A 1,238-nucleotide genomic window follows, 5' to 3' on the forward strand; every position below is an offset into this window, starting at 1 on the left:
AAATGATTTAGCTGTAAGTAGCAATGAACAAGTCTAAAACTCGGGGGTTTGCCCCACAGTCAGAATGGAATAGGGTCAACTGGCGCAAGCTAGAAATGACCATATTTAAGTTGCAAAAACGGATATATCGAGCCTCCCAACGTGGTGACGTTTGCGTGGTAAGGAAGCTTCAAAAGACTCTGATGAAATCCTGGGACGAAACCTTAGAGAGTGGAGCCTTAATTCATATAACTTAAAACTATTACCTATAACCTGTCGCTATAAAGGCTCCACTCTCTTACGGTAACTTCAAGGTCAGCCAAAATGATAGCGGTCAGAAGGGTTACCCAAGAAAACAAAGGTAAAAAGACTGCCGGAATAGACGGGGTAAAAGCTTTAACCAATAAGCAACGCCTCGCCTTAGTAGCCAGCCTGAAGGTCTCTAAGAAGGCTCAACCAACTAGAAGGGTCTGGATACCCAAACCCGGACGGACGGAAAAACGACCTCTAGGTATCCCTACAATATATGACCGCGCCCTACAAGCACTTCTCAAACAGGCACTCGAACCTGAATGGTCAGAAGTTACCGCAAGATAGTGGAGCCTTTATAGTTTTAAGGTTATGCAGAGAAGGTTTTAAGGCTTGTTAGTAAGGCTCCACTATCTAAGGTTTCGTCTCCGGGAAGCCAAATTTGAACCTAATTCATATGGATTCAGACCAGGACGCTCATGTCACGACGCAATTCAAGCAATATTCAACAGCATCAGTAAAAAACCCAAATGGATACTTGATGCCGACATTGCCAAATGCTTCGATAAAATCAACCATGATGCTCTTCTTCAAAAATTAAATACTTATCCATCCATTCGGCGACTAATCAAATCTTGGTTAAAAGCCGGTGTAATGGATAATGGAACATTCTCACCTACAAACGAGGGTACCCCCCAAGGTGGTATAATATCCCCCCTCCTAGCAAATATAGCCCTCCACGGAATGGAAGAACGAATTAAACAACATGCTATCTCTATGAAAGGAGAAAAATCCAAAAATAGAAGAGCATTAAGTCTAATTCGCTATGCTGATGATTTTGTCATCATACACAAAGACCAAACCGTAGTAGAAGAATGTCAAAGAATCATCAATAAATGGTTGAATGACATGGGTTTGGAATTAAAACCAAGCAAAACTAAAATTACCCATACTTTTGAAGGTTTTGACTTTATCGGATTCAATATCCGTCAATACAAGGTAGGTAAAAC

The 1,238-nt window shown here is 41.3% G+C and carries 1 protein-coding gene and 1 pseudogene; both read left to right on the forward strand.

All coding sequences use genetic code 11. The features are described 5' to 3' along the window. Nucleotides 1–23 precede the first annotated feature (23 nt). Nucleotides 24–555: pseudogene (locus tag F6K37_RS43220) on the forward strand (reverse transcriptase N-terminal domain-containing protein); the annotation flags it as partial. Nucleotides 556–621: 66 nt separating this feature from the next. Continuing rightward, the coding region (locus F6K37_RS43225; protein WP_287257318.1) for a reverse transcriptase/maturase family protein at nt 622–1,238 on the forward strand (617 nt) is incomplete at its 3' end.

Source organism: Moorena sp. SIO4E2, from assembly GCF_010671945.1.
GTDB classification, from domain to species: domain Bacteria; phylum Cyanobacteriota; class Cyanobacteriia; order Cyanobacteriales; family Coleofasciculaceae; genus Moorena; species Moorena producens.